The organism is Fischerella sp. JS2, from assembly GCF_032393985.1.
GTDB lineage: Bacteria > Cyanobacteriota > Cyanobacteriia > Cyanobacteriales > Nostocaceae > Fischerella.
In genome coordinates this window covers 1,502,923-1,529,883 of the sequence record NZ_CP135918.1, presented here as the reverse complement: position 1 = coordinate 1,529,883, position 26,961 = coordinate 1,502,923, and the positions used below count along the sequence as shown (strand labels likewise).

At 41.0% G+C, this 26,961-nt stretch carries 25 protein-coding genes; 12 read left to right on the top strand and 13 right to left on the bottom strand.

Annotation, left to right across the window (positions count from 1 at the left end):
• Positions 1-54: 54 nt before the first annotated feature.
• Both RS893_RS06395 and RS893_RS06390 read left to right on the top strand, forming a co-directional pair.
• On the top strand, positions 55-561 hold the full coding sequence (locus RS893_RS06395; protein ID WP_315785251.1) for a helix-turn-helix domain-containing protein: 507 nt from the start codon (positions 55-57) through the stop codon (positions 559-561).
• On the top strand, positions 552-1,127 hold the full coding sequence (locus RS893_RS06390) for an IS630 family transposase (protein ID WP_315785248.1): 576 nt from the start codon (positions 552-554) through the stop codon (positions 1,125-1,127). Before RS893_RS06395 ends, RS893_RS06390 begins: the two co-directional genes overlap by 10 nt.
• 68 nt (positions 1,128-1,195) lie before the next feature.
• On the opposite strand, the gene RS893_RS06385 is transcribed toward RS893_RS06390, so the two are convergent.
• The 6 genes from RS893_RS06385 to RS893_RS06360 form a co-directional block, all read right to left on the bottom strand.
• On the bottom strand, positions 1,196-3,334 hold the full coding sequence (locus RS893_RS06385) for a cation:proton antiporter (protein ID WP_315790387.1): 2,139 nt from the start codon (positions 3,332-3,334) through the stop codon (positions 1,196-1,198).
• Positions 3,335-3,524: 190 nt separating this feature from the next.
• Positions 3,525-4,181: an HAS-barrel domain-containing protein gene (locus RS893_RS06380; protein WP_315791886.1), complete on the bottom strand. Its 657-nt coding sequence runs from the start codon at positions 4,179-4,181 to the stop codon at positions 3,525-3,527.
• 86 nt (positions 4,182-4,267) lie between these two features.
• Complete coding sequence (locus RS893_RS06375; protein ID WP_009458130.1) at positions 4,268-4,465, bottom strand: NAD(P)H dehydrogenase subunit NdhS; 198 nt, start codon at positions 4,463-4,465, stop codon at positions 4,268-4,270.
• Positions 4,466-4,593: 128 nt separating this feature from the next.
• Entirely contained in the window at positions 4,594-5,907 is a 1,314-nt protein-coding gene (gene rodA / locus RS893_RS06370; protein ID WP_315790386.1) for a rod shape-determining protein RodA, read from the bottom strand.
• Positions 5,908-6,024: 117 nt separating this feature from the next.
• Positions 6,025-7,095 carry an Mrp/NBP35 family ATP-binding protein gene (locus RS893_RS06365; RefSeq protein ID WP_315790385.1) on the bottom strand — a complete coding sequence of 357 codons (1,071 nt, stop codon included), beginning with the start codon at positions 7,093-7,095 and terminating at the stop codon, positions 6,025-6,027.
• A gap of 170 nt (positions 7,096-7,265) precedes the next feature.
• Complete coding sequence (locus tag RS893_RS06360; protein ID WP_315790384.1) at positions 7,266-7,790, bottom strand: SRPBCC family protein; 525 nt, start codon at positions 7,788-7,790, stop codon at positions 7,266-7,268.
• A gap of 855 nt (positions 7,791-8,645) precedes the next feature.
• Between RS893_RS06360 and hemF the strand changes: the two genes are divergently transcribed.
• Together hemF and RS893_RS06350 are read left to right on the top strand one after the other, a co-directional pair.
• Positions 8,646-9,692 (top strand): oxygen-dependent coproporphyrinogen oxidase, encoded by a 1,047-nt coding sequence (gene hemF, locus RS893_RS06355; protein ID WP_315790383.1) that lies wholly within the window; start codon positions 8,646-8,648, stop codon positions 9,690-9,692.
• Positions 9,693-9,901: 209 nt separating this feature from the next.
• Positions 9,902-10,270 (top strand): STAS domain-containing protein, encoded by a 369-nt coding sequence (locus RS893_RS06350; protein ID WP_315790382.1) that lies wholly within the window; start codon positions 9,902-9,904, stop codon positions 10,268-10,270.
• Positions 10,271-10,329: 59 nt separating this feature from the next.
• Here the strand turns inward: RS893_RS06350 and RS893_RS06345 are convergent, their stop codons facing one another.
• Positions 10,330-10,926 carry a chromophore lyase CpcT/CpeT gene (locus tag RS893_RS06345; protein ID WP_315790381.1) on the bottom strand — a complete coding sequence of 199 codons (597 nt, stop codon included), beginning with the start codon at positions 10,924-10,926 and terminating at the stop codon, positions 10,330-10,332.
• Between the two features lie 308 nt (positions 10,927-11,234).
• On the opposite strand from RS893_RS06345, the gene psb29 reads away from it, so the two are divergent.
• Entirely contained in the window at positions 11,235-11,942 is a 708-nt protein-coding gene (gene psb29, locus RS893_RS06340) for a photosystem II biogenesis protein Psp29 (RefSeq protein ID WP_315790380.1), read from the top strand.
• Between the two features lie 101 nt (positions 11,943-12,043).
• Here the strand turns inward: psb29 and RS893_RS06335 are convergent, their stop codons facing one another.
• The 3 genes from RS893_RS06335 to RS893_RS06325 all read right to left on the bottom strand — a co-directional run bounded on the left by RS893_RS06335 (position 12,044) and on the right by RS893_RS06325 (position 14,290).
• The gene (locus tag RS893_RS06335; RefSeq protein WP_315790379.1) at positions 12,044-12,415 is read right to left on the bottom strand and encodes a phage holin family protein; all 372 of its coding nucleotides are present in this window, start codon (positions 12,413-12,415) and stop codon (positions 12,044-12,046) included.
• A gap of 313 nt (positions 12,416-12,728) precedes the next feature.
• Positions 12,729-13,391: an ExbD/TolR family protein gene (locus tag RS893_RS06330; RefSeq protein WP_315790378.1), complete on the bottom strand. Its 663-nt coding sequence runs from the start codon at positions 13,389-13,391 to the stop codon at positions 12,729-12,731.
• A 125-nt stretch (positions 13,392-13,516) separates the two neighbouring features.
• The gene (locus tag RS893_RS06325; protein ID WP_315790377.1) at positions 13,517-14,290 is read right to left on the bottom strand and encodes a MotA/TolQ/ExbB proton channel family protein; all 774 of its coding nucleotides are present in this window, start codon (positions 14,288-14,290) and stop codon (positions 13,517-13,519) included.
• Between the two features lie 219 nt (positions 14,291-14,509).
• Between RS893_RS06325 and RS893_RS06320 the strand changes: the two genes are divergently transcribed.
• From RS893_RS06320 to RS893_RS06300, 5 genes are all read left to right on the top strand, one after another.
• Positions 14,510-15,892 carry a serine/threonine-protein kinase gene (locus tag RS893_RS06320; RefSeq protein ID WP_315790376.1) on the top strand — a complete coding sequence of 461 codons (1,383 nt, stop codon included), beginning with the start codon at positions 14,510-14,512 and terminating at the stop codon, positions 15,890-15,892.
• Between the two features lie 167 nt (positions 15,893-16,059).
• Positions 16,060-17,430, top strand: a complete 1,371-nt coding sequence (locus RS893_RS06315; RefSeq protein WP_315790375.1) for a DUF2330 domain-containing protein — start codon at positions 16,060-16,062, stop codon at positions 17,428-17,430.
• Positions 17,431-17,449: 19 nt separating this feature from the next.
• Entirely contained in the window at positions 17,450-17,722 is a 273-nt protein-coding gene (locus tag RS893_RS06310) for a hypothetical protein (RefSeq protein WP_315790374.1), read from the top strand.
• Positions 17,689-18,324 (top strand): sigma-70 family RNA polymerase sigma factor, encoded by a 636-nt coding sequence (locus RS893_RS06305; RefSeq protein WP_315790373.1) that lies wholly within the window; start codon positions 17,689-17,691, stop codon positions 18,322-18,324. Before RS893_RS06310 ends, RS893_RS06305 begins: the two co-directional genes overlap by 34 nt.
• Before the next feature lie 343 nt (positions 18,325-18,667).
• Entirely contained in the window at positions 18,668-19,483 is an 816-nt protein-coding gene (locus tag RS893_RS06300; RefSeq protein WP_315790372.1) for an ion transporter, read from the top strand.
• Positions 19,484-19,776: 293 nt separating this feature from the next.
• Here the strand turns inward: RS893_RS06300 and RS893_RS06295 are convergent, their stop codons facing one another.
• From RS893_RS06295 to RS893_RS06285, 3 genes are all read right to left on the bottom strand, one after another.
• Complete coding sequence (locus RS893_RS06295) at positions 19,777-22,941, bottom strand: lamin tail domain-containing protein (RefSeq protein WP_315790371.1); 3,165 nt, start codon at positions 22,939-22,941, stop codon at positions 19,777-19,779.
• Between the two features lie 202 nt (positions 22,942-23,143).
• Positions 23,144-23,533, bottom strand: a complete 390-nt coding sequence (locus RS893_RS06290) for a 6-carboxytetrahydropterin synthase (protein ID WP_315790370.1) — start codon at positions 23,531-23,533, stop codon at positions 23,144-23,146.
• Between the two features lie 372 nt (positions 23,534-23,905).
• The gene (locus RS893_RS06285; protein ID WP_315790369.1) at positions 23,906-24,634 is read right to left on the bottom strand and encodes an AIM24 family protein; all 729 of its coding nucleotides are present in this window, start codon (positions 24,632-24,634) and stop codon (positions 23,906-23,908) included.
• A 518-nt stretch (positions 24,635-25,152) separates the two neighbouring features.
• Here RS893_RS06285 and RS893_RS06280 point away from each other — a divergent pair.
• Both RS893_RS06280 and RS893_RS06275 read left to right on the top strand, forming a co-directional pair.
• Complete coding sequence (locus RS893_RS06280) at positions 25,153-25,674, top strand: hypothetical protein (protein WP_315790368.1); 522 nt, start codon at positions 25,153-25,155, stop codon at positions 25,672-25,674.
• 118 nt (positions 25,675-25,792) lie between these two features.
• On the top strand, positions 25,793-26,644 hold the full coding sequence (locus tag RS893_RS06275) for an FAD-binding domain-containing protein (protein WP_315790367.1): 852 nt from the start codon (positions 25,793-25,795) through the stop codon (positions 26,642-26,644).
• The last annotated feature ends 317 nt before the right edge of the window (positions 26,645-26,961 follow it).

Below are 26,961 nucleotides of genomic sequence, written 5' to 3'. Positions count from 1 at the left end.
AAAAAGAATGCGACAGATGGTAAAAATAGACAGAAGTAGCATTCAGGGTATGTGATGGTAGGGGTAACACAGATCGAGATAGTTGATAGTGTCGAGGAACTAGAGAAGTTGCTCAGACATCAAAAACAGTCTCGGAGCAAAGAACGTATACAAGCCCTATATCTGATTAAAGGGCAAGAAATGAGTGTAAGTGAGATTGCTAAAATCTTGGGAAAACATCGAGCTACAGTACATCGATGGTTGGCAGATTATCGAGAAGGAGGAATTGAGGCGGTTGTTGAATTTGGAACGAGTTCAGGTCGAAAAAGAGCAATACCAGATTGGGCTGTATCGAGTTTGAAAAAACAACTCGAACAACCAGAAGGTGGGTTTCAACGGTACACACAAATACAACATTGGTTAGAAAAAACCTTGGGTGTGCAAGCTGAGTACGCAACTGTACATCATCTGGCACGTTACAGGCTCAAAGCCAAGCTGAAAGTCCCACGTCCGCGTAACCGAAAACAGGACGAAGAAAAACTAGAGTCTTTTAAAAAAAACTCGGTGATGACTTGCAATTAATTGCTCAATACAGTGCCATTATCTTGCCCCAGTACGAAAATATTCGTTATTTTGTACAAGATGAGAGTCGATTTGGACTCAAAACCATTGAAGGACGTAAAATTACTCTTCCCGGAGTTAAGCCTATTGGTGATTGGCAGTGGCAATTTAAAGCGTTCTGGCTATATGGAGCAGTTGAACCACTTACTGGGGAAAGTTTATTTTGGCAGTTTTCTCATGTTGATACCGAATGCTACCAACAATTTTTGAACGAGTTCGCTGCCTGTTATCCCAAATCACTTAACATTCTCCAAGTTGATAACGGCTTATTTCATAAAGCTAAACGTTTACAAATTCCAGAGAATATTGTTCTTTTGTTCCAGCCTGCTCATTCTCCTGAACTGAATCCCATAGAGCGCGTTTGGGAATATCTCAAGCAAGACTTGAAATGGGAGCTATTTGATCACCTGGAGCATCTGCAAACCAAGGTTGCTCAACTCCTAGCTCTCCTCACTCCTCAAATTGCTGCTTCTTTGACTGGTTATGACTTCATCCTCAATGCCTTATCTGTCGCAAACATTTTTTGAATTGGTATAAGCTTTTAGTTCATTCCTGTGTAAGTCCTACCTTTGAAGTAGAGAAGGGTGAAAATCTTTTAAGTTACAGGGATAGGGCTAGGAACACCGACTGGTACAGTTACTGATTTTTCAGTACGCTGTGGTTCTCCCAGCATGACAATAGAACAGGTTAGTTGTCTAGCTAAATAAGTTGTAACATCACTAATTGACAACCCACCCGGACTAGTACGATTACGTACAAAAGGTAGGACAACTAAATCATATAATCGTGCTGCCTGTAAAATTGCTTGAGCAACATTTTCATGGGCGATAATTTGAATTTCTGGTGGATGAGCTGAAGATACATTTGATACTATTTGAGAAAGTTGCGATCGCCTGGATGCAATTTTACTGGAACTAGTACGGCGTTCACAGACACTCAACACAGTTACTTGTGCTTGATTTGCTTCTGCAAGAATTTGTGCAAATTGTATAGATTGCAGGGTTGGTGCTATGAAATTTTCTACTGGAACCAAAATCCGCTGAATCTTTTTCGGTGATTCTAGCAAACGAGTTACTGCTACTGGACAATGGGAAGCCCATAGAACACTATCAATTACATTCCCAAACAAACGCGCCCTCAATCCAGTTCGCTTACCCCAACCCATCAAAATTAAATCAGCTTTTTGTTCACGTGCTGCCCTGCTAATTCCTTGGGCAAAAGCATCATCGATTCGCAGTAGTGGTTGTGCTTCCACACCCAAGACTCTACTTAAGGCTGTTGCTTTTAGCAGTAAACGTTCGCTGCGTTCCATAGAAGTTTCTAACTGGGGAGCATCCATATGGGCCGCAGCAGTGGCAATAGCCAATGGTATAATCCTGCCATTTGCCTGACGTGCCAATAAAGCCGCCATTTCAATCAAATATTGTTGTGTTTGAGGATTATAAACTGGCACGACTATAGTGGAAGGGCTGCTGTCTGTTTTTCCAGCATCGATGTGAGTTGGGGTAGTAGATGGTTGTTCTTTGACGACTGAAGCAGTTAAACCAACAGCAAACCGACTAGTCATTAATGAGCCTACAGTCGAACTCACCAACATCAAAACAATGACGCTGTTTAATAATATTGGTGATAGTAAGCCATTTTCATACCCTACTAAAGCTGCGGCTAATGTCACACCCACTTGCGGTAATGACAGCGACCACATAGTTAACGTTTCCTGCCAGTTGTAGTGGTAAAGTAATTTTGCCGCGAAAGCAGCAATAAATTTACTAGCAAATAAACCCACCACCAATAAAATTGTGAACTGAAGTGTAATCAAACTACTAAAAAAACTAGGCAGATCAATGCGTAAGCCCAGGTGAACAAAGAAAATAGGGATAAACAGTATACTACCAACAAAAACAACCTTTTCTTTGACTGGTCCTTCGCCAACAGCTTCATTTACTGCCAAACCAGCTAAAAAAGCTGCGACAATTTTTTCTATCTCAAGTAATTGAGCTACAAATGCAATAAGAAAAACAGACAATAAGACAAACAAAAACTGATTTCCTTCGTCATCTCCTGAACGACGAAAAAATTCTTTACCCACCCAATTGCAGCCAATCAAAACAATAATAGTGTAGACAATCAGTGAGTTAAAAAAAGGAAGAACTTGCCAAAAGTCCAAATTCTCGCTGTTTGCAGCTAAACATAAAGCTAATACCAGTAATGCACTAAAGTTAGTGATCACTGTAGCCCCAATTGTTGTTCTGACTGCTGTGTTGCTTGTGACTCCCAAGCGATTAATCAGAGGATATGCTAAAAGGGTGTGGGATGCCACAATCGAGCCAATCAATATAGCAGCATTCCATTCATACCCAAATCTCCGACTGAGGAACACTCCAACTAACAGAGGTAAACCGAAGGTTAAGCTGCCAAAGCCGAAAGCAGGAATCTTTTTGCGGCGAAACTCTTCTAAGTCGATTTCTAAACCCGCTACAAACATTAAGTAAACTAACCCAATGTCTGAAAGCAAACTCATGGTTGATGTTTCAGTGGGAAATACATTCCAGCCATGACGACCGAGTACTACCCCTGATAACACCAAACCAACTAAACCAGGTAGTCGTAGTCGCTCAAAGATGATTGGGATAACTAAGATGACTACTAGCAGAATGGCAAAAGGAATAATGGGTTCTTTTGCGAGAACTTGGGCAGTAGGTTCAACAGCAAGAACTTGTAACATTAGTTCCATAGGTAGGACTAGCAGGGGTGATGGTGAGACAGGGAACAGTGATCAGTTGTCATTTAACTTTTGTTACTTGTTATTTGTAATTGATAAGGGTTTCTATATTGTTTACGTTTCTTTATTGGCGTTCTATTTATTTCCACCTACTTACTTATTTTCTTTACTGATAACTGATCACTGATAACTGAGTAATTACCTATGGGTTGATTTGACTCAAAATAAACCGTAGGCGATCATAGTCATCTTTCAGCAGCACGCTAAGAGTACGTCCAGCTTGAACTAACCATTGTCGGTCAGCTTTGCGTAACCAATACACTTCGCGAATAGCTGCTGCGGTTAAAGAATCTACTGGCGCACCATTGACAGACAGTAGAGTCCGCAAAAATTCTAGTTGTTCTGTAAATTTAATGATTGCTTCTGGTTCGCATTTATAAACTGGTTGATGAATTTGTGGTGGACGCGGTGGTAAGTATTGATACAAATTACTATTAGAATTCCGTTCCTCTGATGTGACTGCAAAACCTACGATCGCAGCACGAAATTCTGTTTTGAGCATGGCAAATATTTGCGGTTGTTCCTCCCGCAATTCTTGCAACGACAATCCCAAAGCCACTGGTCTATGTACGGAATCGATTGGCATAGTTGTGGCGTAATATACCACAGCATACACCTGGTTGCCCGATTCTTCATCCACAGAACAAACCCAGCTACCAAAGGGAGGCATAGGTGGAAAACTTAAGTCTTCCGGTTCCAAACATTGGGCTAAAAACTCGCATGTACTGGTTGCGATCACCTCTGCAAAATGGTTAGGATGGCGATCGCCTCGATTAAATTGTGGCAGGGGAAGGCGCATAGTGGTCATTGGTCATTGGTCATTGGTCATTTGTCATTTGTCATGGTTATTTACAAAGGACAAATGACTAATGACAAAGGACTAGCTTATTTTGCTTTTTTACGTCCGGCTGTTGTTTCTACAGCTTCTAATTCAGAGAGACGAAAGGTAACTAATTTATCCCAGTTACCGCCTTCAAACAGTACAGCAACCTTGCCATCACTGACTCTTTGTACAAGTCCTTCATATCGATAGTAGGTGTCTGCTGGATTCTTGACACGAACAGTTGCTCCAGGCAAGATCATGGTTTTTATCCTCGCTTATTTCCTGTTATTAGCTTAATACTTGTGATTGGTCAATTACCCAAAGTTAAAAGTCAAGATCAAGAGTTTCTTTCACTCATAACAATTGACAATTAATAATTGACAATTGACTAATACTTCTGCCTTTGGCGAAAATTCGCCACTGACTCGACTATTCCTAAAGCGATAAAGTTTTTCAACATTGCTGAACGCCCGTAACTCATCCAAGGTAGGGGAATTCCTGCCACTGGTGCTAAACCAACGTTCATGCCAATATTGACTATCATCTGAAACACGATCATAGACAAAACGCCAATAGCCAATAAAGAGCCAAAGTTGTCTTTAGCAGTTTGGGCGATGTGTAACAAGCGCAGACAAATTAAGCAGAAGACTGCCAACACTACCAAACAGCCAATGAAACCAAATTCTTCACCTACGGCAGAGAAAATAAAGTCTGTATGCTGTTCGGGGACAAAATTCAGTTGAGTCATAGGCCCCTTAAACAGACCCCATCCCCACCATTCTCCTGCACCGATGGCAATGCGGGATTGGATTTGATGATAAGCAGCGCCAAGAGGGTCAGCTTTGGGATTTATAAATGAAGTGAGTCGATCTTTTTGATATTCCTTCAATACGTGGTTCCAGGCGAATAGTCCTAATTCACCACCAAACATATTCAAACCCCATGCCCCGATCGCACTCAAATGATATCGCTGCCAAGGGAGGGTACGCCAGCCCACAACACCCATTATTACTGACCAAATTAATCCCAATAGTCCAAATTTGACATCTTCAGAAAAAGCGATCGCCAAGGGCCAAGATATGCTAAACAAAATTGCGGCAACAATGGGAGAAATCATTAATATCAGCCAGCCTGGGTTAGCGTTTGCCCAGTACAACATCCCTAAAACGATCGCACCAAACACAAGTGATGTTGCTAAATCTGGCTGTATAAATACTAATCCCCAAGGAATAGCAGTAATTGCCAAAGCGCGGAAAACATTATCCAAGTTAGCAGCAGTACGTTTATGTAATAACGCCGCGAGGGTAATAATCACCCCGATTTTGGCAAATTCTGATGGTTGGACATTGAAACCAAAGATATTTACCCATCGCTGGGCCCCTTTGGCACTGTGACCGACTATCATCACAGCAGTGAGGCTGATATTGGTGAGTGTATAAGTAATCCAGTGCCATTGCAGCAGATTTTCATAGCGTAGACGGGCTAGCAACAGGGCGATTACACAACCAATTGCACCGATTAACCAGTGCCACCACCAATCAGTGAGTCCTTGATTCAATTCGGTACTACGGATCATAATGCCGCCGAATATTGTTAAACCGACTGGCAAACACAACAACAACCAGTCCATTTGCTGCCAAGGCTTAAACCAATATTTCCAGCGAATTTGTAAAAGTGAAGAACGTGACCTTTTTAACAACATTGGGCGACTATAGACTTTAGTTTTTAGATTTTAAAATTACTGAGTACTAAAAATCTGTATTCCGACCCGTAGTTTCCTACCCAGACAAAAATTACATTTTCTTATGTTTTCCATTTTTTAGGTTAGAGCAGCAATTGATACTTTGGCTGCTATTGTCTGAGCGATCGCTTTGAATGCTTGGGCACTCGCTGAATCTGGATCGGCTACTAGTATTGGCACACCGCTATCACCACCAATTCTAGTAGAAATTTCTAGAGGTATACATCCTAACAAAGGTACTCCCAATTCTGCTGCTGTTTTAGAGCCACCACCAGAACCAAATATGTCATACTGCTTCTCTGGCATATCTGGAGGAATGAAGTAACTCATGTTTTCTACAATACCCAAAACAGGTACATTCAATTGCTGAAACATCCGCAAACCTTTGCGAGAATCTAACAAAGCAACGGTTTGGGGTGTTGTCACAATTACTGCCCCTGCCATTGGCACTGCTTGTGTCAATGTTAACTGAGCATCTCCTGTTCCTGGTGGCATATCTACGAGCAAATAATCTAGTTCTCCCCATTGCACTTGATAGAGAAACTGACGAATTACACCATTGAGCATTGGCCCGCGCCAAATTACGGGCTGATCGCGGTCAATCAAAAAGCCCATTGATACTAGTTTGACGCCATGATTGAAAGCTGGCTCCAGTATTTCTCCTTTTTCAGAGGCACGTACTACAATCTGAGCATCAGCCAGACCAAGCATAGTTGGGTCATTGGGACCATAAATATCGGCATCCAGTAAACCTACCTTTGCCCCTGCCTGTGCTAAAGCAACTGCTACATTCACAGCCACTGTACTTTTACCGACGCCACCTTTACCACTAGATATAGCGATAATATTCTTGACCCCAGTAACACCAGTGCGATCAGGCAAACTTTTTTGCTGAGGAGTTTCCGCCGTGACTTCTACAAATACATCTGTAACTCCTGGCAGCTTTTTGACTGCTTTTTGACAGTCTTCTACGATGAATTCACGTAAAGGACAGGCGGGTGTAGTTAGTACCAATGTAAAACTAACTTTGCCTGCATCTATTTTGACGTTACGAATCATATTCATTTCTACCAGGCTTTTGCGAAGTTCTGGATCTTGAACTGGTCGCAACACTTCTAAAACTGACTGAGAATCTAGAACATCGTTCATAAATTTATTTCACGCTTACTGCCGCAATCATTTTTAACAAACTGCAATGATTATCTACTTGCATCTTAATTTGAAAGTGTTGGTAGTTGGTAGTTAGTAGGTAATGGGTAATAAGTAATGGGTAACTGGTAATTGTTATTAGTCATCAACCACTAACCACCAACCAACTCCTAAAAATCAAAACAACTATCGTTAAGAGGTTTTCTCTTGCCTGGAACTGTTGGCAGTGTGCCTTTTTCTACTGCCTCAATTAAAGCTTTAGCAACGCGATTAGCGTAAGGGCGAGAGAATAACCAAATCAATGGTGATAACCAACCACGTAATGTTACAGAATATGACAAATAAGTACCACAAACTGTGGACTCTATTTTGTAACTGACCCGTTCTTCAACACCAGGAATTGCTAGTACTCTGATGCTTAATAATTCTCTAGGATTGACACGTTCTACAAACATACGTATGGGAATGGGTGACAAGCGTGTTACCGCTTGGTAAATGAGCCCAGGTTTGGGTACTAATCCATAAGGGACATTGGTACTCTTGAGCAATGGATGCCAGGAGACATCTGCCAAGTCAACTAGCTTTTGCCATAGTTCATCAACAGAAGCAGAACTTATCTCGCGATATGTTCGCACCAAAGATGCACAAAACCGACGACGTTTGTGCTGGATGAATTTGGACAACCAAGCTCGCATTTTCTTTATCTCCTCGCTACACGCTTTTTGATAAATTCGGGATCGGGGGTCAGGGATCGGGGATTGAGGATTAGTTGTTTCTCCCTTGTCTCCCTTGTCTCCCTTGTCCTCCTATCTCCGCGTCTCCCTTCCCTTCTAACCCCAAGTAAAATCTGCAAGAGAAACCATTTTTTCTATTTTTTTATAAATATAATTAATCAGTGTCTAATGTCTTCCTACTTACTGCGGAAGTTCACAGAAAAGTGGTATGCAATTATACATATTTGTTTTTAAATTTGTTGGCTGAGAGTTGTACAACCCAACTAGAAATTATTACAAAAATTAGGTAGAAGCAAAGCCAAAGTGCCGTTGAAAGTTTACTTTGGTGTAACGACTAGTGTCAAAGGTTAAAGGACTGGTATTTTTCTTTTACCTGTAATCTTTTAACGTTTCTTAATAATAAGAAATCATAAATTTTTGTAAGAGATTCTATGAGTTTTTGCTCACATTCAAGCATGAAAACATGTTTTTTGCTTTATACTTACCCCCTAATGCTAGGTGATACAAAGCTTTTGACCGACAAGTTAGTCAAGGCTTCTGTTTGTGCCATGTTCAACAGAGGTTTATTAATTTGCTCTGGCTAAGTACACGTACCAAAATATTTTCACATAGAAAAGAATTTGAAAAAAAATCAATCAATATACAACGCCATACGCATTTGAGGGACAATAACTCTAGTCATACCGACCCACTGCCAAAATGCTTGATTCTTAGGAAAAAAGCAATGTGGGCATTTTTAGGCGGATTTTTAGCTACCGTGCATTTTTAGTTAAAAATTGTGCTTTTTGCAAACTGTTAATTTAGGTCGTTGAACTTATGGTGACAAACTCCCAAAGCCCAACTTTGCCAATAGAATCATCTACTTGTTTACCCCCGACTGATGCTAAAGCTAGGGTCAGTCAGTTTATGAAACAACTACAAGACGAAATTACACAAACTTTAGAAAAATTAGATGGTGTGGCTAAGTTTCAAGAAGATTCTTGGGAAAGACCCGAAGGAGGTGGCGGGCGATCGCGCGTGATGCGTGATGGCGCGATCTTTGAACAAGGTGGTGTAAATTTTTCTGAAGTTTGGGGTTCCCATTTGCCACCATCAATTCTGACCCAACGTCCAGAAGCGGCAGGACATGGTTTTTATGCCACTGGCACTTCTATGGTGTTGCATCCCCGTAATCCTTATGTACCTACCGTTCATCTTAATTACCGCTACTTTGAAGCTGGCCCAGTTTGGTGGTTTGGTGGTGGTGCTGACCTCACCCCCTATTACCCGTTTGCTGAGGATGCTATTCATTTCCATAAAACTTTCAAGGAAGCTTGTGATGCCCATCACTCCGAGTATTATCCAGTATTCAAACGCTGGTGTGATGAATATTTTTATTTAAAGCACCGGGGTGAGACCCGGGGAGTTGGTGGTCTGTTTTTTGATTATCAAGATGGTCAAGGTGCTTTGTATCGCGGTCCCCATGCAGATGGTGAAGCGGCTCAGTATAGCAATCAAGTAGGAACAATTGCATCCCGGAATTGGGAAGATTTATTTGCTTTTGTGCAAAGTTGTGGTATGGCTTTTTTACCAGCCTACTTACCTATTGTCCAACGCCGACACATGATGGAATATAGCGATCGCCAACGCAATTTTCAACTGTATCGTCGAGGACGATATGTTGAATTTAACTTGGTTTATGACCGAGGTACAATCTTTGGACTACAAACCAATGGACGTACGGAATCAATTTTGATGTCCCTACCACCCTTGGTACGGTGGGAATACGGCTACAAACCTGAACCAAACACGCCCGAAGCTGAGTTGTACGAAACCTTCCTCAAACCTCAAGATTGGATAAACTGGACACCAAGTCACACGTAAAAAGTGTGAGTTAAACTACTAGAGGTGAGTAGTTAGTGGATAGTGGATAGTAGACAGTGGTGAATAGTCTGTAAAATAATTAACCAATAGTTTCAAGGTAGATTACGCCCCTACTAACTACTAACTACTAATGTACAGACGCAATTAATTGTGTCTCTACCCACTAACTACATAATTAGTAGATTTTGCAAATGCCAAGGGGAGGCAAAGTGATAGACATTGAGCAAAAAACCTATACAACCCAAGACGGCAATACTGTTATCGTCTTAACACCCACAGGTCGCCTAGATATCACTACAGCATGGCAATTTCGCTTGAAATTGCAGGAGTGTATTTCTAAACTTAGTCGTCATGTAGTTGTAAATCTTGGTCAAGTTAATTTTATCGACAGTTCTGGTTTAACTTCTTTGGTGGCAGGAATGCGCGATGCCGACAAGGTTAAGGGTAGTTTCCGTATTTGTAATGTTCACCCAGAAGCCAAACTAGTTTTTGAAGTGACGATGATGGATACAGTATTTGAAATATTTGAAACCGAGCAGGAAGCTTTAGAAGGTGTACCTCGTAGCATAGCTAGCTGATTCCACGTCAAACACGAACAGTGAAGAGTCTGAAATAGAGACACTTCATAATTTAACATTTAGTACTGTTCTCGCTTGGTGTAGCGATAAGGCCCCATAATCGCTCCCCAAGTTGCACTGCCAGTAGCGGAGTCAATTCCTTTGTCGTAAGTTTTCAATTCTTGTTGAGAAACCTCAAACCCGAGAGAAACTTGTACGGTATTGCCTGCATAACTAAAGCAACAACGATTATTGGGAGGTGGGGTAGCAGTAAACTCATAGTTATTGGGAGCTAGTATTTTCTGAGTGACGTTAAGAACACAATCAGGTAGTAAATCTAGTTGGTCAGGTGTCAAAGTTTGAAGTAATGAAGGGTTAAGACCAGCACCACGTAAAGCTGTTGGGTTTTTAGGCATATAGTATTGTACTTTCAGAGGTGCGTCTTGGTTGTGTCCTGACGTGAGCCGCATTATTCTTTGACGATAGGGTTGGTCTAATTTAACAATATTGGCTTGTTCGGCAAATAGGGTCAGACTGTCTTCTAAAAATAGAGGTACAGGTATTTGCCATAAACGTAAGTGGACGTACCAAGCAGGTTCTGCCAAAGCTTGTTCTCTATTGTCAAATTCACCCGCTAAGTATTGAGCTAGGGTGATTAACTCTGGTGCAAGGGTCATAAAATTTTGGATTTTGGATTTTGGATTTTGCGAAAACTTTGGAGATGCAAAGTGGCATCTCGGAGAGTGCGGAGGTTTCACACCAGGTGACGCCAGATGACGCCTCTTTACTTTATGCCGGGAAAGGAGTCCGCCGCACTGGTTCCTAAGCAGCTCCGAAAGAGCTTAAAGCTTTTCAAGACGGATTTTAGCTTAACTGAACTATTATTTGATCCCCGATCCCCGATCCCTTCAAGAACGAAACTTGGCAAACTGACCTGGAAGCGAGAAAATAAACATACGTCGCCCTAAAATCTTAAATTTTTTTTGTGAATAACGTTCGTACTGTATCAGACACAAAGCGCACTTTTCACTCTCTCCACACCCGACCGATTCACACTATTTATCGGCGAGTGGTAGAGGAATTAATGGTAGAAATGCACCTACTCGCAGTAAATGTTGATTTCAGCTATAACCCAATTTTTGCCTTGGGCGTCGTTACCTCATTCGACCGATTCATGCAAGGCTATCAGCCAGAATCGGATAAGGAATCGATATTCAACGCCCTGCTGCGGGCAATAGAAGCAGATCCGCAAATCTATCGACAGGATGCTCAACGTTTGCAAGAACTAGCAAAAAGTCTGCCACCTCAAGATTTAATTGCTGCTTTAAGCCTACAAACTCAGTTAAATCGAGATGCTGACTTCCAATCCCATCTGCAAGCGATCGCTAGTAATCCTAAATTTAAATACAGTCGTTTGTTTGCGATCGGTTTATTCTCTTTATTAGAACTGTCAGATCCAGAACTAGTTAAAGACGAAAAACGACGCACTGAGGCACTCAAATCCATTGCCACTGGCTTGCATATTTCTGATGACAAACTCAATAAAGATTTGGAACTTTATCGTTCCAATCTAGATAAAATGACCCAAGCACTGGTGGTAATGGCAGATATGCTCTCAGCAGATCGCAAAAAACGTGAACAACGTAGTCAACAATCTAGTACTACTGTTACTCCCCCAACTGCCAGCGAATAAATATGGTTATTAGTTGTTAGTTGTTAGTTGTTAGTTACCAATTTAGACTGATAACTGATAACTGATAACTGATAACTGAATAACTGATAACTGAGTAACTGCTAACTATTTAACGGTAATATAGTGTAAATTATCTTCATCACTATCGACAGCGTTAGCGCCCCTAAAATAGCGCTCCAAATCCCAAAACGTAAGCGAAATCCCTGTACTAAATAGGCTGCGATTCCAAAGCAGATGACAGTAATCAAAAATGAGAAAAATCCATCAAGCCATCCAAATGTCAAAATATTTGGTAGCTTAAATGCGAACTCTAATATTGGTCTAACTAATGCTGTCACAATTCCAAATACGGCAGCAGAAACCAAAGTCTTTTGTGGAGTATCAATTTCTACTCCAATAAATGGCAATTTACTAATAAAATAAAAGCTAGCAGCCACTACTAACCAAGCAACAAAAAGCGACACAATATTCATTGCTACAATCCCTAACACTTAAATGGCGATTGGTGAAAAAACGCAATAAAATTCACTCGGTTGACGTAGAGAAACAAACCGAATACGAAGCTTTAATTTGTAAGTTAGCAGAAAATTCTGCGCTAGCGAAAATTTATTTTAGATATTTTTAGGTTTAGAAATGTAGAGACGTGCCATAGCACGTCTGTTGACCGATAATTTAAAGCAGGGTATAATTCCAGATTCCTTAATGAGAACGGCACTTAATATCGCCATGCTCTTTCGCTATCCGTATCTCACCAATCCAAAATCTCAAATCTCAAATCGGATGATCTCATCTTGGTGAAGCAGGATTAGTATTGCTTGGTGCTGTGGGTTGCTGGGGAGAAGTACCAGTGTTAGACTGACCAGGTACAGCAGGAAAGAGAACTGAATTAGGAATTGAAGGGGAATTGAGGTTAAAATTGCCCTGGGGATTGAATGGAGCCACTGGTGCAGTATTGGGTACAGGTGCTGCACCAGGGTTAACTGGAAAAGAGGGAGGGGTAATAGGTAGAGAATTGGCTGGTTTGTCTGAAGAACCAGGTATAATTCCCAAAGATACGCGATCGCCTCCCACTTGTCGCAGCAAATCTAATAATTCTATAACATCGTTATAAGTTGCTGAGCGAGAGGCATTTAGTACCAAAGTACCATTAGGATTTTGCTGCAAATAATTTCTTAAAATCCCTGCTAGTTGTTCACGTCTTATTGGTTGTTTTTCTACATAGATCTGACCAACAGCATCAATAGTTACAGGTAAAATATTTTTTCCTTGCAGCGCATTGACACTTCCTGTTGCTGAACTGGCTTTAGGCAAGTCAACATTAATTGCTTGTTGTCGAGTAAATTGTAGAGACGCCAAGATAAAAAACGTCAAAATACAAAAAATAACATCAATTAAGGGAATGATTTGAACTTGAGCATCTTCAATGGGAGTATGTAAATTAACTTTCATAAGCTAGTGTGTTGAGATTACATTTTTTAGTGAACTGATGATTAGTTGATGGTTGGTAGTTGAGAGTTGATAGTTGATGGTTGATTGTTCTAAAAACAAACAACAAACAACTAACAACACATAACTTAATTTTCAGAATCGGATTTATCTGAATCTGAAATTTCTGGAGGTTCAGAAAACTTATTTTGATTTCGCTTGCGGGGGGAAAGGAATTTCCCTCCGGTAGAATCTCGAACAATAACTTCCGGCTGGGAGAGGTTAGATTGACTATTACTCAAATCAGGCGGTGACTGCAAATAAAGAATTTCCAAATCATTCCCCGCTTTACGGAATATTTTGACTTGATTGACCAGTAAAGCTTGAAAGAATCGGTAAAAAATCAAGCTGATGATCGCAATTCCCATTCCTATTGCTGTACTATATAAAGCTTCTCCAATACCAGTAGTCACTCCTGCTGTTGCTTCTGTTCCCAAGTCGCCAATCTTAATTGATTCCAAAGACCTAATCAAACCCCAGACTGTACCAAACAATCCCAGCAACGGAGAAACAGCAATGACAAGTTCTAAAACTTTTTCACCGCGTCGCATCTGGGCTAACTCGGTTTCTGCTGTTGACTCTAGTGCTAGGCGAAACAGTTCCGCATTACTTATCGGTTGGCTTAAAGGAGCATACAAAAACCTACCAATTGGCTGATCTGTTGCTTGTCTAGCAATATCCCTAGCGATTTCCCAATCGTTACGAGCAGCTTCTAAAATGCGATTAACTGTTTCCTTTTCTTGATTCAAAATTCGGAACCAGAACCATAGACGTTCTAAAATCACACTTAACGCCAACACCGAAAATAGAAGTAACGGCCAGATCACTGGCCCAACTTTACGAAATATATCTATAATTTCCACTGCTGAGATTTCCTCCGTCCATTCCTATAGCAACTATCCCACAGCATTTTAATACTAGAGTGGTAAAGGTGGCTTTGTTGAATTTGAATTAGAAATTATATAGCTAGCTCGTGAATTAAATAACGTAGTTAGATTTTTTGTTCCAGCAAGAGTCAGACTTGCTGAAATCAGTAACATCTAGCTATTGAGATTGAGTAGTTAATAAAAATAGCGCTTGATATGACTGGTGAAGTGTTAGGTAGGCGTTACGAAGTACAGCAGCAGTTGGGGAAAAAAGCTGGAAGGCGTACATTGTTAGCTCGTGACTTGGAAACGCAAGAATTAGTTGTGATCAAGTTACTATCCTTTAGCAATGACTTTGAATGGGATGATCTGAAATTATTTGAGCGGGAAGCCGAAACTCTCAAGTCTTTATCACATCCTGCTATTCCACGCTATTTAGACTATTTTGAGGTGAATTCATCACAGTTAAAAGGGTTTGCGTTGGTGCAAACTTATATTCCAGCCAAAAATTTAGAAGAATATATCAAAGCAGGACGCACTTTTACAGAAACAGAACTTAAAGATATAGCTAAGTCACTGTTAGGAATTTTAGTTTACTTACATAATCAAAATCCATCTGTTATTCATCGTGATATTAAACCAAGCAATATTTTATTAGGAGATAGATCAGGTAATAGTGCTGGACAAGTTTATCTAGTTGACTTTGGTTCAGTGCAGAATGTTGCTGCTACTGAAGGTGGAACCATTACTATTGTGGGAACGTACGGCTATATGCCACCAGAACAATTTAGTGGGCGCACAGTTCCTGCTTCTGACCTCTATAGCTTGGGAGCGACTTTAATTTATCTCCTAACTGGTGTTCATCCTGCTAATCTGCCTCAAAAAGATTTGCGGATACAATTTGAACATTTAACTAATTTAAGTATTGCCTTTACCTATTGGTTGAGGTTGATGATTCAGCCTAGTTTGGAACGACGTTTAACTTCTGCCCAAGAAGCAATTATAGTCTTGCAAAGAGATTTTGCGCCTGTCGCTATTCAAAAACCAACTATTAGCAAAATTAGACTGACAAAAGATGGGAATTGTTTGAAAATTTTTATCCCACCAGTTGGTTTTCATCCTTTATTTGGCATCGGAAGTCTATTTGCGATCGCTTGGAATTCATTTATTCTTTTGTGGACTGTTGGTGTCATGCTGACACCTTTCCCTGGCAACATACCCTTAGCCTTAATTTCACTTCCCTTTTGGGGTGCTAGCTTTCTTATGGGAAATACAGTTCTGTTTGCTTTATTTCTAAGCATTCATTTACGAGTGGATCAAAAGCAAATAACCCTCACCTGGGAAATATTAGGCTGGAAATTTCCCCGTAGTCGTCCTGCACCGAGACAAGAAATTACCAAGCTGGTGTATATTGCCAAACATTGTACTTCCGATTTTTTGGGTGCTAAAACAGAGGTTCCACCTCAGTTAATTATTTGGGCTGGAAACCAGAAATATCAACTGTGTGGTATCGGTGGGGGCATTAACTCAGAAGCAGAAGTACAGTGGTTAGCCCATGAATTGAGTGAGTGGTTGGGTATATCAATTACACAGGACTAGAAGGGAAGGGAGACAAGGGGGACACAGGAGAAACATAAAACAAATAAATAGTTGGACAAAATTAAATTCATTCGTGGAGACTCTTAACAGGGAACGGGGAATAGAAAAAAATCTGTGTAATTAATTGTGTCTGAGTACTTAACTAACTACTAATCATTACTCGAATTATGAAACACTTAAGATACCTGATTTCATTACTGCTGATATGTGCAGTTGTATTTTGCTTTGCACCTACGGCTTGGGCATTTTGCGGTTTTTATGTTGCGAAAGCAGATACAAAACTATATAACAAAGCTTCGCAGGTGGCGATCGCACATAGTGGCGATCGCACTGTGTTGACGATGGCTAATGACTACCAAGGTGATGTGAAAGATTTTGCGATCGTTGTACCTGTTCCTACTGTTATCCAAAAAGAACAAGTACGTGTCGGCAACCCTAAGATCATCGAACGTTTGGATGCTTTTAGCGCACCACGATTAGTAGAGTATTATGACTCTGACCCCTGCACTGTTGTCTATGATGAGAGAGTCTTGGAAGCTGCGCCAGCACCAACAGTAGCAGAAAGTCAAGGGCAAAGAAGAAACAGCAACCAGAGTTTGGGCGTCACAGTGGAAGCGCGTTTCAATGTTGGTGAATACGATATTTTGATTTTAAGTGCCAAAGAATCTAACGGACTGGAAACTTGGCTAATTCGTAACGGTTACAAAATTCCCAGAGGGGCGCAGCAGTTACTTAAGCCTTACATCCGGCAAAAGATGAAATTTTTTGTAGCTAAAGTCAACCTAGATAAATTTGAAGAAAGTGGCTATCAAAACCTGCGTCCATTGCAAATTTCTTACCAGTCGCCCAAATTCATGTTGCCAATTCGTTTGGGTATGATCAATGCGGCAACAGATCAAGATTTAATTGTTTATATCCTTTCGCCTAAAGGACAGGCAGAACTTACTAACTACCGCACTGTCAAAGTTCCTTCTGATGCTAATATTCCTCTGTTTGTCAAAAATGAATTTGGCGAATTTTATAAATCCATGTTCCAAACTGCCTACACCAAAGAAGACCGGAAAGTGGGATTTTTGGAATACGCTTGGGATATGGGTAGTTGTGATCCCTGTTCTGCTGAACCGCTTAACTCAGAAGAACTTAAAGAAGCAGGCGTCTTTTGGTTAAATAATTTCCCTCCAGATATTTATCACTCAGCACCTTTTCGTCGTTCGACTGTTCCCAACGACGTTTTTATCACTCGCCTCCACGTCCGCTACACTCGTGACAAATTTCCAGAAGATTTAATCTTCCAAGAAACATCTAACCGGGAAAACTTCCAAGGACGTTATATTTTGCAACATCCGTTTACAGGTGAAGCTAAGTGTCAAGCGGGTAGAGAATACAAACGGTCTTTAAGAAAACGCTTTGAACAAGAAGCACAAACGCTTGCGAAACTAACCAATTGGAATATTCAAGATATCCGTAAAAAAATGAACCTCAACGGTCAGGTGAGTGTTTCTTGGTGGCGAGTGCTTCTTTCTTGGATAGGGTTGTAGTTTGGTCGGAGATCGGGGATTGGAGACAAGACAACACGGGAGACAAGGGGACACAGGAGACAAAGAAGACATGGGGGACAAGGAAGACAAGGGAGACATCACACTCCTCACACCCCTCACACTCCACCCTTACGGGAAGCCGCTACGCGTCTACACACTTCTCACACCCTTCACCTCCCCATCTCCCCATTCCCTGATCGCAAATGCCAATTCTACGCAATACTTAGAAAAGGCTTGCTGTGTTCGCGAAAACTATATATGCAAACATTGGAGGAAAATTTACGGTATTTAGTAAATGAAGCTTGTGGATATCCTACTGGAAGTCCACAGCGTCAGAAGCGACTTACACAAATTATTCGCTTGGCTGCTGGCAAACTTTGGAAAGAGAGTACGCCTTACTATCAAGATGCGCTGCAACAGACGTGGTTGTACTTCTGTGCTAATGTTTGTGGCGCTTACGATCCAGCACGGGGTTCTGTGATTACCTGGTTGAATGCTTACCTAAGATGGAGACTGCAAGATTTTTACACTCAACAACGGGAGGAAAATGCTAAAAAAGCCCTTCCCAGTGTAAATCAGTCTGCTTCTGGCGATCGCCTTGAAACTATATATCCTGAAGATAAACTGCCCGCTTTCCCCGATGTGCCTCCTATTTTGGAAACGGTAAAGTTATGGGCAGAAGAAGATATCGATGGAGAACTACGCAACACCTACATTAAAGGACACCCGCATGTAAATTGTCAGGTGTTAATTTTGAAACGCTTACCACCAGAGGTAGGCTGGAAGGAGTTATCAGTAGAATATAATTTACCAGTCTCTACTTTGAGCAGTTTTTATCAACGTCAGTGTCTACCAAGATTACGTAATTTTGCTGAGGAAGAAGGGTATTTATAATTATAATTATAACTCATTAATGGCGCACGGATGTACGCTACTATGTAGGCAACATATAAGGATATACCAAGCTTATAACGTGAAGACATTCATCACAAACATGAAAGCGATCGCGACAAACTTGATCTGGCGGTGCGTTAGGATTAATGTTTATAACGCACTCCACTACTGGTTCAATTAACAAATATACCCCTAGCTAGAGACATAACTATTTAGCAATAGGGGATGGTTAGCAAGAGGGTGATATGCAGTCAATAATAGTACAAATACTATAGAACTAAGTGGAAAAGCTTTTGAGATAGTTAAATCTCAGCTTGCTTGAGCCTCCTGCTAGCAAATAGCTATGAGTAACCTTGACCCATTTAACAAACAAACTCTAGAACAAGAGCGCAGTCAAGTCCTTCAGCAGTTGGAAGAATGGCTGGAAATTCCCATGCTAGTGCTTGCCTTTGGGTGGCTGGTACTATTTGTTATCGAACTGATTTGGGGATTAAATTCACTACTGGAAGTAGTTAGCAACACAATTTGGATAATTTTCATCCTTGATTTTTTGCTAGAACTGGCATTAGCTCCGCGTAAGCTTTCTTATCTCAAACGCAACTGGCTAACCGTTTTTTCTCTGATGTTACCAGGTCTACGCATCTTCCGCATTTTCAAATTAGTACGGGCGCTACGTACAGTACGGTCTGTGCGAGGATTGCAATTACTACGAGTGATGACTCGTACCAATCGAGGTATGCAGGCATTAAGCGCTAGTTTTAATCGTCGTGGGTTTGGCTATGTCATCATTCTGACAACAATTGTCACGCTGGTAGGATCTGCTGGCATGTATGCATTTGAAAATCAGCTTCCCGATGGCTCTGGGTTGAAGAATTATGGTACTGCATTGTGGTGGACAGCGATGCTGATGACAACGATGGGGTCAGAGTACTGGCCACAAACACCTGAAGGTCGGGTACTTTGTTTGATTTTAGCATTATATGCCTTTGCCGTTTTTGGCTACGTCACAGCAACTCTTGCCACTTTTTTTATTGGTAGGGATGCAGACGATGACCAAGCTGAGTTAGCAGGAGCAAAATCAATAACAGCACTACATGAGGAAATTACTGCCTTACGGAGTGAGATTCAACAGTTGTTAGAGCGCGATTCTAAACAATAACTGGACTTACGCATAACTATAACAAAACAATAAACCGCAGAGGACGCAGAGTACACAGAGGAATATTGAGTTTGAGAGTTTTTTGCGTAAGTCCTAAATAAGTATAGTTACCAATTAGGACTTAGGCACGCTCTACAAACCCTTGGCATCTTGGCGGTTAAAATTAAGTTACTTGGCCAAAATTGCGTAATATTAAGTTCGGATAATCACTTCATATTTTCACTGCGATCGCGAATGTGAAACACCCACCATTCATTAGCCGGATGGTGGGCTATTTTATCGAACACAGATGATTAAACTATAGTAAACACAGAACTCGTAACTGTGTTAACTTGTACTCCAATTAAAGAAGCCAACAGATCACCAGTACTCGTCACACTGATCAGCGTATTATTTGCATCTGCACCAGTACCTTGGGTAATTGTGATGTCTGCAAAGCTTAAGCCACTTAAGTTGATACGGTCTTGTCTGAATGTGAAGTTTTCAATTTGATCAAATCCTTCACCAGCAGCCAGCACAAAGGTATCACGACCACTGCCACTAAATACTGTATCAAAGCCTGAACCAGAATCAATTTTGTTATTGCCGGCTTCAGCGTAGATTACGTCATCACCATCGCCACCATAAACTTGATCGTTGCCTTGACCAGCATAAATCTTGTCATTGCCAGCTTCGCCATAAATCTTGTCGTTGCCAGCATCACCATAAATTGTATCGTTACCATCACCACCGTAAATGGTATCGTTACCTGCATCGCCTTCCAGAATATCGTTACCACCCAAGCCATTAAGGGTGTCATTTTTTTCTAAACCTTGAATGCGATCGCTTGCGGCTGTTCCTACAAGATTATCATTACCTGGTGTGCCAACTATTTCGTTGTAAACTTGAGCTAGGTTAAAGCTTGCCATCACGGGGTCATGGTCGCTGACTTGAGCGACAAACTCAGCATTAATATGCACAACATCGAATTCAGACTTATTGACCAGATTATTAGTTACTAATATATGGTCAAGAACTTGGGAGTTACCCTCAAAGACATAAGTGTACTGTTCATTTATTGGCAGCGTATCAACTAGGTTAGTGAGAACGCCACCTTTTAAGGTTGCAATGGGGTTGGAAAACTGGAAGTCGTTAAGATCACCCATGACCACAACATTAGCGTTGGGGTCTGCTGCCAAAACGCTGTCTATAAAATTATTGACAATTTGGGCTTGTTGTGTTCTTTGTGCTTCCGAAGTCAGTGTTGGTGGTTGGAAGCGTCCGAATAAGGGTTGGTCGCCACCTTTAGAATTAAAGTGGTTGGCGACTACAAATACTGTATTGCCATTGAAGACAAACTCACCCACCAGAGGCTTACGGCTATTAGCAAAAGCATCACCATCTGAGAGATCGGTGTCAATCAGACGACCAGGGCTGGCAGAAAGTTCACCATTAACTATTGTTGTATTGGTGGTGGATGTGCCACCGGGACGGTCTACAAAATCAACCCGGTTGGGATTAAATAGGAAACCAACGCGAATATTGCCGCCTGGTTCACCGCCATCTTGGTCATCCACCGGATTAATTTGACGATATTCGTAAGTCGGGCCACCAGCAGCTGCGATCGCATCAATTAAAGTTTGATAGGTCAGACTCGCATCAACAACAGAGTCATTCGTAGCACCGTTGTTGTCTTGCACTTCTTCTAAACTGATGATGTCTGGTGACTTGAGATTGTTAACAATTGCATTTGCCAAGCTATTAAACTTGTCACTACCATCACCTGGATCGAGGTTTTCCACATTAAAGGTGGCAACAGTCAGTTTATCCTCACTCGCTGCGATCGCTGTTGTCTCACGAGTCAGACCACCAGAAGTCACACCTGGCAAAGACGTAGTATTTAAGAGCTTAAAGTTGCCAAAGCTGTAGTCAATTACACCTGTTACTGAGCCATTAAAGCGATCGCCTACATTCACCTGGGCCGGATTAGGAATAATCGCATCATCAATAATAATCCGCTCTGGATTAAAATCGCCAGGCTGGATCACAATTCCACCACGACTTGTACGGATGCTAGCATTAACGCCATTGTCAGCCAAAACAGGGATTTCACCAAAATCATTGGTAGGGCCGACTGCCACTGGATTATTTACCTGCACTAGCATTCCTTCTACACTTTCGTAGAAGTCAATGCCATCTTGGGATGGGTCAAAAGTGCCACTGGTTTCCACATTCCCAGTAGCATCGTCTTCTATTACCGTTGTGGGGATTGTGCGTCCGCCATTGCCCAGAATTGTCGCTGTTGGTAAGGAATTGCCATTTGATAGTACAGTGATGCTGGGATTACTACCAATTTGGGTAATTGAGAGATTGTTTGTCCCACTAGATCCGCCAGGACGAAACTCACTGACTGTACCACTAACTAAAATCGAGTCACCAACACTGACTGTGGGTGCAGAGGAAGTAAAGATAAAAATCCCCTCGGAAGTGGCATCATTGCTGTCAGGATTGGGATCTTGCAAATAAAAGCCATTAGAACGTAGTACGGTAACAATACCAGGAACATTAGTAACTGTTTGACCAACCAGGGGTGACACATGAGTTGCACCTTGAATGTCACGAATGCGAGTATTACCTGGCGTAACTTCATTATCTGTTACCGTGACAGTAGTTGTGCCGTTGGTAAAGCCGGATGCAGTCGCGGTGAAGGTGACAGTCTGGGAACCATCAGCGATCGCATCATCAACAGCAGCAATATCAAAAGTGGTTGAGGTTTGTCCCGCCGGAATTTCTACTGTTGTAGGCACAGTTGCCTCAGTTGTATCGTTACTAGCTAAAGTAACTGTCAGGGCGTTGGTTGTACTTCCTGTACGAGTTACTGTACCAATAGCAGCATTACTTCCTGCTGCTTCTGAAAAGCTAGTAGGAGAAACACTTAAACTCAGGGATGGTGTTTCACCACCATTTGTTGTGTAGATTCCTAAATCGTCGAAGCTATCTGTAGCGAAACCATCCCATTCCACAGTAGGGTCAAAAACATCAGAGGGGTTGGTATCACCATTGATGAAACCACTTTTGCGACGCAAAGTATTGTCTGCTGTACTAGTCAGTCCACTTCCCCATTCAGTACCAGGGTCAAAGCCAATTTGACCAATCGAATCAACTATTGTGCCATTGACGCCACCTTTACGCAGCACAATCGCATCATCACCATTGAACCATCCCGCACCATTGGTTTGATCTGCTTGAGCGAGAATAACTGCACTAGCACTGCTTTGGGCTAGCACGAAAACATCGTCATTTGCTACTGTACCAGTTAAATTGATTGTTAAGCCAGCAGAAGTGCTACCGTTGAAATACATCTGTACGATGTAGCCTTCCAAACTTAAGTCAATGGCAGCACCAGTACCGTTATAAATTTCTAATGCTTTGTTGTTGCTGCTTCCCTCAATGTATTCCGAGAAGAACAAATCAGCCATCAATTCCTCCAGGATCAATAGAAGTCAAATTGAGATTCTTTCCTGACTTCATAAATCTCACTAGAAGTTTAAGAAGGAATTATTTTTTGCTTAATTTTGCACTGAAAGCTCTATTTTTCAGCAATTTTTCTTTGTGTCTTAGTGTCTTGGTGGTAAAGAAAGTTTATGATTGAACCACTAAGGCACAAAGACACCAAGATACCTAATCATCTTCATACTCTGCCCAACTATTAGGAGTTTCCGACACTGCTACTTTCAGTTGCACATCGGCTGGGACTCGTTTTTTAGTTTCGTCATAAATATATTTAGCAATCATCTCAGCAGTTGTTTCGTACTCTGGTGGTAAGACTTCGTTAAGGATACAATGGTCAAGTCCGCCTTTGGATATGTCTTGTTTGGCCCAGCGCAAGGTTCTAAAATCAGCCACCATGACTGGGTGTGGACAATATTGGGAAGAATGTAGTTTGGATGAAGTTGCTTCAATTCGCACTGTATAATTATGCCCATGCATTCGCCCGCAGGGGCCATCATAATCTTTAATGTAATGGGCGCTGTTAAAGGAGAATTCAGTCACTAGTTTCCATTTGGGCATTTAATATTGCCTCGCAGCCAATTCTGACATAAAAAATAGAAGTAAATCTTTTTTGATCGTAACTGTGTTTTTAGGGTTATTTGGAGAAAGTTGATAGTTATGGATGACTCTAAATCGTTCGCAAATTAAAGCCATCTGTCACCTCGCGATCGCCAATACGAAATGTTTGGTAGAATTTGGGAATTGGCAAGGAACATAAATATTTTTGCCAAGCCTGTGTTCAGAAATTCAGTAATGGTTTGCATTCATTCGTATTATTTTTAAACGCAAAGGATCGCAGAGGATAACCCCAAAGGGACGCAAAGTTTGACTACAGGAATCTTGCTATTTTCATTAGTGCATCTAGAAATTATTTAGATCTATAAATTTGAATTAATCTAGTCCTATACCGTCATTTTCAGTCACCAGTAATTTCCCTTCACCGCTATACATCCAGACAAAACCCTCTCCACCACCTTTGCCAAAATGACCTAATTTGCGATAATCTTCTTCGATACCGTTTGTGTATCCTTTCACTATGTCATAGTCAGCAATCAAAATTTCTCCTTTGCTGAGTTCAATCACTCTCGCAGGTGTTGTAGTACCTGCCACGACACGAGAAATTTGTCCGGGTAAAGCTTTGATCGCCAGCCTCCATTTTCCATCATTAGAGCCTGCGATTTGTCGGAACTTCAATCTTTTTGCTCCGATAACTACATTATTAGAACAAAACTGAAAGACCCCATCATCAAATTCCCATTGCTCCCGCTCTGATAGATCGATACAGGTGTAATGTAAAAAATAACCTTTTTGTCTAGGCTCAAGATAAACCGTACCAGTACCTTGATACACAGGTGCGTTGTAGTCAATCTCCGTTCGCAAGGCTACCCACATATCTTTCAAACGGTTATCAGTTTTGTAAATACCATAATTTAATTTACCGATGCATCTGTGTAATGACCCTTTTTGAATGATAACTCCAGAGTTTTCTAGTTTGATTTCTACTTGCTGAGCAAATGGAATATCTTTTGTGGGATGGTAATATTTGTTAGTTTCTTTATTAATGTTGTTCTGTAAATACCATAAATCTGTTGGTTCTAGAATCTTAATTTGATATTGCATAATTAATATTTCTAAGCATCATTAAACTAGGTGTATTAAGTTTTGCAGTATTTGTCAATACTTTTAATATTTTATTAATTAGTAATAAGTAATTTGTGATGGGTAATTGCTAAAAAAAGACTTTCCCTGGCAGAAACACCTGGCATTTGACTTAAGAAAACCCAACTTGTCCTGATAATGTTGGATTTTGTAAACTCGACCCTATCTGCAAAATATCACCCACCATTTTAGTCGTGTCAGTCCACTATTAAATTACACAATCCATTAGATATAGAGTAAATATATGACATCCCCCAATTAGTAGATACATCCAACTCTGTCGATAGAAAGGGAAGCAGTATTACCTGGGTGAGAAGAGCTTATTAGTGAGAATTAATAATATGAATTTGACATAACTCAAAAAATTGATATTTTTCAAAATTATTTTTCTAAAAATATAAATATTTGCTTAGCTAAAAGCTATTTATTCTTAAGTTCTGAAAAAATCACACATTACATTAAGGAAAAAGTTTTGAATTATGGCTGACCGTGACGATAAGCACAATCAAAGAAATCCTAGCCAAGACGTATTTAAAGGTCTTTGGGAAGCAAAAGTAGTAATTGCCATAGCATTTATAGCTGTATTAGTAAGACTTTCCTACACAAATGAACAACCTGCTACAGTTCCTACAGCCCAACTTGTCACCACATCGGAAGTTGTCAACTACCCTGATGAATTGCTTGGCAAAACTGTAACAGTCAGAAGCAGACCACTGCAAAGAGTTGGTTTAAGTTCATTTACAGTCAGTGATCGCAGATTTTTTGGTGGTGAACCTATTTTAGTTGTGAATGCTTCTGGTCAGCCTTTCGATTTACCTAGCGATCGCGAAAACATTATTCAAGTCACAGGTGAAGTTCGTAACTTCGCAATTCCCCAAATCGAGAAGCAATACAATCTGAGTCTACAAGACGAATATTATAGAGATTACATCAACAAACCTGTAATTATTGCCCAAGATATCAGACTAGCACCAGATTCGACAGCAATTACCTTGAGATAAGCACAATCTTGCTACTCTGTGTCCCTTTGCGTTCTCCTGTGCTATTCTCTGCCTTTGTGTAAAAACTCTACCAAAGCGATCGCTTTTATAATGATTGTCTAACTTCTGTTGTTGTGCCATGACTCAAGACATGCAACGCGAATTTGCCAACCGTGATGAGTTAGTAGCTTACCTACGCGAACAATTTCCTCAAGCCGCAGGACGTGATGATCATATCAGTCAAACAATTGGTGGACGCAAAACAGCTCAGAATATACTGCAAAAAGTAGACCCAGCTAAATACGCAAAAACACGTAATTTCTTTACGGGTGCAGTCACTCGGCTTTCTCCCTACATTCGGTATGGCGTTCTCAGTTTACGCGAAATTCGAGATTACGTGCTTGACCGTGTACAAAACCAAGATGAAGTCACTAAACTAATTAACGAATTAGGTTGGCGTGACTATTGGCAACGGTTGTATGTCAAGCTGGGCAATAACATCTGGCAAGACCAAGAAGAATATAAAACAGGCTATCGCCAGAGTGAATACGCGCCGAAATTACCAGAAGATATCAGACAAGCTACAACAGGCAGAGTATGTATCGATAGTTTCAGCAAAGAACTACGAGCAACAGGCTATCTTCACAATCATGCCCGCATGTGGATGGCAGCTTATATTATTCATTGGCGGCGTATCCAATGGCAAGCTGGAGCTAAATGGTTTCTTGAACATCTTTTAGATGGCGACCCGGCTAGTAATAATATGTCATGGCAATGGGTAGCCAGCACCTTCAGCCATAAACCGTATTACTTCAATCGCGAAAACTTGGAACGCTATACAGAAGGTGTTTATTGTCGCCAATGTCCTCTTTACGGTCATTGTGATTTTGAAGGTAGCTATGAAGAGTTAGAACAAAGGCTATTTCCCAAAGGAGAATTTAGCAAAAAACCCAGTAGTCAAAGTTGGCAGAAAGGGAAGAAGCGACGGTAAGAAAACTTAGAACTTATTTACTGGATTGTTGTGCTGCTTGTTCGACTACTTCCACAGACAAGTCTAGTACTTGAGCGATCACTTCTCAAATATATTTTGGGTGAACCCAAGGACTAGTGAGTGGTCTTACGGCTGGATTCGTCATAAGATTATGTTTCGTAACTAATATTAATACTTAAGTAAGAGTGTTTATATTCCCAAAGATAGAAATGCACAGGCATAATTACAAAGTATAAAAATAACAACTATGCACTTGTATTAGTGTGGCAATCTTAAATTGAAGCAAGAAAATTTTCTTGAAGAATGGATATCTTGTC

Coding starts and splice junctions, on each gene's coding strand:
- RS893_RS06395 (WP_315785251.1), top strand. CDS start 55: ATGGTAGGGGTAACACAGATCGAGATAGTTGATAGTGTCGAGGAACTA.
- RS893_RS06385 (WP_315790387.1), bottom strand. CDS start 3,334: ATGGAACTAATGTTACAAGTTCTTGCTGTTGAACCTACTGCCCAAGTT.
- RS893_RS06380 (WP_315791886.1), bottom strand. CDS start 4,181: ATGCGCCTTCCCCTGCCACAATTTAATCGAGGCGATCGCCATCCTAAC.
- RS893_RS06375 (WP_009458130.1), bottom strand. CDS start 4,465: ATGATCTTGCCTGGAGCAACTGTTCGTGTCAAGAATCCAGCAGACACC.
- rodA (WP_315790386.1), bottom strand. CDS start 5,907: ATGTTGTTAAAAAGGTCACGTTCTTCACTTTTACAAATTCGCTGGAAA.
- RS893_RS06365 (WP_315790385.1), bottom strand. CDS start 7,095: ATGAACGATGTTCTAGATTCTCAGTCAGTTTTAGAAGTGTTGCGACCA.
- RS893_RS06360 (WP_315790384.1), bottom strand. CDS start 7,790: ATGCGAGCTTGGTTGTCCAAATTCATCCAGCACAAACGTCGTCGGTTT.
- hemF (WP_315790383.1), top strand. CDS start 8,646: ATGGTGACAAACTCCCAAAGCCCAACTTTGCCAATAGAATCATCTACT.
- RS893_RS06345 (WP_315790381.1), bottom strand. CDS start 10,926: ATGACCCTTGCACCAGAGTTAATCACCCTAGCTCAATACTTAGCGGGT.
- RS893_RS06335 (WP_315790379.1), bottom strand. CDS start 12,415: ATGAATATTGTGTCGCTTTTTGTTGCTTGGTTAGTAGTGGCTGCTAGC.
- RS893_RS06330 (WP_315790378.1), bottom strand. CDS start 13,391: ATGAAAGTTAATTTACATACTCCCATTGAAGATGCTCAAGTTCAAATC.
- RS893_RS06320 (WP_315790376.1), top strand. CDS start 14,510: ATGACTGGTGAAGTGTTAGGTAGGCGTTACGAAGTACAGCAGCAGTTG.
- RS893_RS06315 (WP_315790375.1), top strand. CDS start 16,060: ATGAAACACTTAAGATACCTGATTTCATTACTGCTGATATGTGCAGTT.
- RS893_RS06305 (WP_315790373.1), top strand. CDS start 17,689: ATGCAAACATTGGAGGAAAATTTACGGTATTTAGTAAATGAAGCTTGT.
- RS893_RS06300 (WP_315790372.1), top strand. CDS start 18,668: ATGAGTAACCTTGACCCATTTAACAAACAAACTCTAGAACAAGAGCGC.
- RS893_RS06295 (WP_315790371.1), bottom strand. CDS start 22,941: ATGGCTGATTTGTTCTTCTCGGAATACATTGAGGGAAGCAGCAACAAC.
- RS893_RS06290 (WP_315790370.1), bottom strand. CDS start 23,533: ATGCCCAAATGGAAACTAGTGACTGAATTCTCCTTTAACAGCGCCCAT.
- RS893_RS06285 (WP_315790369.1), bottom strand. CDS start 24,634: ATGCAATATCAAATTAAGATTCTAGAACCAACAGATTTATGGTATTTA.
- RS893_RS06280 (WP_315790368.1), top strand. CDS start 25,153: ATGGCTGACCGTGACGATAAGCACAATCAAAGAAATCCTAGCCAAGAC.
- RS893_RS06275 (WP_315790367.1), top strand. CDS start 25,793: ATGACTCAAGACATGCAACGCGAATTTGCCAACCGTGATGAGTTAGTA.